The sequence below is a fragment of the Halomonas sp. NPDC076908 genome (genome assembly GCF_050269715.1).
Taxonomy (GTDB): domain Bacteria; phylum Pseudomonadota; class Gammaproteobacteria; order Pseudomonadales; family Halomonadaceae; genus Vreelandella.
Genome location: NZ_JBNNIW010000078.1, coordinates 1 through 4,532, shown reverse-complemented (window position 1 = coordinate 4,532; position 4,532 = coordinate 1). Strand labels below are relative to the sequence as shown.

Genomic DNA, 4,532 nt, shown 5'->3' with positions numbered 1-4,532 from the left:
AGACAAAGAACGGGAGAAGAGTGTCTGAATTTGCGATTTTTTGTCGGCTTAAGTGAGAGCTGACGAATATCGGCAGTTATTCAGACCTTCCCTAAGGGTATAGCCCCTAGCTTTGATGCGCTTTCTCTTAAAGAAAATTATGGCACTAATCAGTATTCTAAAGCATTAAGGCTATACCAAAATGCCTTTTTGTCATTAATTGAAAGCGTACTTTTGGTTAAAAAGACGCATGAGAACTTAATTGAACGTCTTGAAGAGACAACTGATATTGCTAACGCAAAAAAATTGAGAAGCTTGCTTTCGCCTGCAAATGGTAATGACCCCATTCCCCCCCCGGGAAAGATACTGGTTAGGTCAAGAAGGTGGCATGCCTGATGAGCGTGTAATCTTTGAATCCAGGTAACAAGCATGCTGGAGGTATTAACTTATTCGGCATACTCAGTACAGTATGTATGTAAATCAATCGAGCCGTGATGAGAAAGTATGGACAGACAGAATGAAGGAGCCACGACTTCATCCCGTCCAAAAAGTAGTAAGGCTACTTAATGAGAGGTTTGGAAATGAAATCCAAAACATATTTGGTATCAGGACAGCAGCTCTTACCGCAAACGAAGCCAACTAACTCGTATGGCTTCAGGAGGGTTGACGAGATCAGAAATAGACTCGCTAAGGCAGAAAAAGAAACAATTGAACGACTACGGTCTAAAAGCATTCACTAAAAGGATGCAGGAAAGGGAAATGACCGTGGCTCCTCACACTAAACGATAGCCCTTAGACACAGCACGCAGTTTGGTGACATTGTTCCACGGGCAGTTCTTCAATCTCGGTAATAAGAGCGGGTTGCTCAGGCTATCCGTTAAAGCGCGGCGTTGCATTTAGCTTGGCTTCCTAATTGTTTTTGCAAACGACCAGCTTGGCATTCTTCTTGCTGACAGTTTTCAAAATTTCTTGCCAGCATGTCTTTATCCACCACCAAACTATTGAGCTGATTCAGGTTGACCTCCGCCCCAAGCCGCTAAAGGTGGCGCTTGAGCCAGCGGGTGGTGAAATATAACGCCTTACTGCACTCCCTTGAAGTTAGCCACGGCATGTTTTGCCATACCGTTTAACGGGCGGCATGAAATCGGATCAATGCTTGTCTTCGACGCGCAGCTTGGCAACCTCATCAACCGTTAATCCCGTTGCCTCAGCAATCTGTTCGTTACTGAGCACCCCTAGCTTTAGTAAGTTTCGAGCAGTTTTTTGGATACCCAATTGCTCACCTTCCTGACGGCCTTCTTGACGGCCTTCTTGACGGCCCGCCTGACGCTCTTGCTGCGCCCAGTTTTCAAGATTTTCTGCCAGCATGTCTTTATCCTCCACCAAACTATTGAGCTGATCCAGGTTGACCTCCGCCCCAAGCCGCTGAAGATGACGCTTGAGCCAGCGGGTGATGATTTTATCCATCCGGTCTTTGTCGGGCTCGGCTTGTATAATGGCGACGATCCGATCCACGGCTTGCTGAAGCCCTTTCCTGTCGGTAGACGCCTTCTCTATGCTAAACACGCCGCTTAGCGGTGTCTGACGCAGTACCAGCTCTTCATCCGTATAGCGCCCTTCATCAACCAGGTAATAACGCAGGTGTGGTTGATAGACCTGCAGGAACGCGGGCGGTTCCGGGTACACCATGTCATAAATATCCTGGCGGGCCGTCCATCGCTCAGAACCATTATAGAGCACAATCGGCAAGATAGGAGGCAGCCCCTTACTTGGTGTCGTCGTGCCATTCTTGAGTAGGTGATCATAAAAGCAGGCCACGTAGTGCATCAAGCGGATTGGCATGGTGCGATCAACCGAAGATTGGAACTCCAACAAGATGTATAGATACACTTCTTGTGTGATGCCCTGCCAAGTGATCTCAACCGACCACACCACATCTTCGAACTTCTCTTCGAACAACGGTGTGATGTAATTGCCGCTGTGGTTTTTGAGCGTCGAGAAACGCATCAGTTGAGCGATGTCGGCAGGTACAAAACCTTCAATCAGTTGCTGAATGAACTCAGGGTAGCTGAACAGCTCTTTGTAACCTGTGTCATGGTAGTTGTGGGTAATCGTTGCCATGAACCGCTCCTGAGTTAGTCAACAAAATTTGCTTAAGAAATATTAGCATACAGGGTGGTCGAGGTCTTTTTAATAAGCGTGGGAAGCGAGGGATAAGAGACTAACGGTACGACGCTAAAGCTGTTGAATTTTAAGCACTATACCGCTACGAAAATATGTCTATTTTTCATTGTCTGCCATTTCACAAGAGGTGGCTCAAGTGTGTGGGGTAGCCGTACCCAACAATATGCTGTCGCTTCATAGAGGTAATCAACCGTTAGGCTCGCTAGTAGTGCTGGTAGGCTGGGCGCTTACATTGATCAGCTTACACCGTTAGGAGTACCGTGAAGCCACACGCCGATACCATATCTGCTGTGTACGTAGTGGCAGAGCTAATCCCCAAGCTCAACGCCGTCGAAAAGCATATTGAGCAGACAATTAACGCCGTTCTTAATACAAGCCAGCTGCCTACCCAAATTGAACGCTATACTAAGTTACAGGTAGAGTTCCAGCTGGAACTCACCATGATTCGGTTGAACCTGGAACATCTATTAAAGCGTTATAATAAGGAGCTTGAAGCGGTGATCAATGACCCGCGCCAAGATGTGCTGCTCACCCTGGGCCAACACGAAAGTGTTGCTGTTGAAAGCGTCAAAACGCTTTATAACCGGGTACAACGCTTACAACAAGCGCGCTAATCCGCGAAGCGAGTGTGACTAATGCATCCCGATGAACACGAGCAGGTGATCCAAGCGTTAGAAACACTTATTCGCGATACTCAAGCTACCATCGACCGAGCCGAAGTTTACGGCCTAAATGACACCATGCCGGAAGATTACCAAGCACTGCTGGATATTTTGGATAACGCCATAAAAAAACAGCGCGAGCATACGTTGGCCATGTTGCGTTAAGTCAAAAGGAAGGACGGCCAAGGCCATCAACCCCCTTCCTTTTGCCCACCCCACTAATGGCTTGCCCACTAACATTGATCTTCCTGGCTTATGTTCGATAATGAGAGGTTAGTCATGGCACCCCCTAGGTCTGTGGGGTGCTCAACTTTCATGTTCCTCTTAAGCAGGAAATCAACGCATGGATCCGCATAAATTGGCGGTAACACTGGCTATTGCGGCAGCCTGGCTAAGCTTTAATAGCCTGGTCATTACTGCCTACTTTTTACTCAGTAAACGAACGGTGCTGGAAGGTGGTGGCTGGAAAATGGCGGAGTGGCTGAAGCTAGGCCGTCAATTAACCCCGGCGATTGAGCGAAGAAGCCATGTACAGCCCAGTGCTGATAACACTGTTGTGAAGGTAAGTACCTCCTCTACGCTACCCGAGCAAGACGATAGCCTAGAGGAAGTACTCCCGGTTACTGAAGAAGATAACAATACACATGTCCTGTTTGTGATGTTTGATCAGCCCGATACTGCGCTCAATAAAAAGCTCCAAGTAAGCCTACAGAAGTGGGAGGCTCATTATGATGAGGTGCTGAAGGTATATGTTGTCCCTGGCGTTACTCCACAGAATCCCATGCGGGTTGCCAACGCCTATCCGCCTGGAGAAATGCCGCCACCAGCGTCCTTTCTACAAACTGAGCAGCTGGTTAGCGGCGTCAGTGTGATCCTTAAAAAGCCTCAGCGTAAACGTGGGTTCGATAAAGTGCAGTTGAAAAAACTGATTGAGTTTAGCCGTGAGTTGGCCGCGTTAGGCGGAAGCATTTTGGATGTGGATCGCCAGCCATCGACACCTGAAACGTTTAAGGTAATCACTCAGGGTTAGCGGAGATGTTATTCCAAAAAAGAATAAAAAATTTATTTTATATTCTTTTATTTGTTATAAGTGGCGGAGTAAACTATCGCCTGCTAAAGGTTTCCTAGCTATTTAGGCGGCCCTAATAAGGAAGCGAATTCATGCTATTAACACGTAAGCTTAATCATACCCTTACCGCGCTCTCCTTGAGCGTTACCAGCGGTTTATTCGCCGCCACTGCTCAAGCTGAGACGCTGCGGGTGGGCATGTCGGGTGGTTATTTCCCATTCACCTACGTTGAGCAGGACGAGCTGAAAGGCTTTGAGGTTGATGTTATGAACGCCGTTGGCGAGCTTTCGGGTGATGACATCGAGTTCGTTACCGCTAGCTTTTCAGGCTTAGCGGGTATGCTTGAGTCTGGGCGGATCGATACCATTGCTAACCAGATCACTATCACCCCAGAGCGCGAAGCCAAGTACGTATTCACAGAACCATATGTGTACGACGGTGCTCAGGTTGTAGTGCGAGCAGGCAATGACACTATCCAGGGCGTTGAAGATTTATCCGGCAAAAGCGTTGCGGTGAACTTGGGGTCTAATTACGAGCAGCTTTTGCGCGAGCTACCCAATGCTGATGAAATTGATATTCGCACTTATGAATCCAATATTGAGCAAGACGTAGCATTGGGCAGAGTAGAAGCATTTGTG

5 protein-coding genes are annotated in these 4,532 nt (G+C 47.7%); 4 read left to right on the top strand and 1 reads right to left on the bottom strand.

Features of this window, described 5'->3' with window-relative positions:
• Positions 1-1,128 precede the first annotated feature (1,128 nt).
• Positions 1,129-2,100 carry an Rpn family recombination-promoting nuclease/putative transposase gene (locus ACQKE4_RS20135; RefSeq protein WP_427389996.1) on the bottom strand — a complete coding sequence of 324 codons (972 nt, stop codon included), beginning with the start codon at positions 2,098-2,100 and terminating at the stop codon, positions 1,129-1,131.
• Between the two features lie 323 nt (positions 2,101-2,423).
• Between ACQKE4_RS20135 and ACQKE4_RS20130 the strand changes: the two genes are divergently transcribed.
• The 4 genes from ACQKE4_RS20130 to ACQKE4_RS20115 form a co-directional block, all read left to right on the top strand.
• The gene (locus tag ACQKE4_RS20130) at positions 2,424-2,777 is read left to right on the top strand and encodes a hypothetical protein (protein ID WP_427389995.1); all 354 of its coding nucleotides are present in this window, start codon (positions 2,424-2,426) and stop codon (positions 2,775-2,777) included.
• Between the two features lie 21 nt (positions 2,778-2,798).
• Positions 2,799-2,990, top strand: coding sequence for a hypothetical protein (locus ACQKE4_RS20125; protein WP_427389994.1), 192 nt, complete (start codon positions 2,799-2,801; stop codon positions 2,988-2,990).
• Between the two features lie 178 nt (positions 2,991-3,168).
• Positions 3,169-3,855 (top strand): hypothetical protein, encoded by a 687-nt coding sequence (locus ACQKE4_RS20120; RefSeq protein ID WP_427389993.1) that lies wholly within the window; start codon positions 3,169-3,171, stop codon positions 3,853-3,855.
• Positions 3,856-3,986: 131 nt separating this feature from the next.
• The coding region (locus ACQKE4_RS20115; RefSeq protein ID WP_427389992.1) for a transporter substrate-binding domain-containing protein at positions 3,987-4,532 on the top strand (546 nt) is incomplete at its 3' end.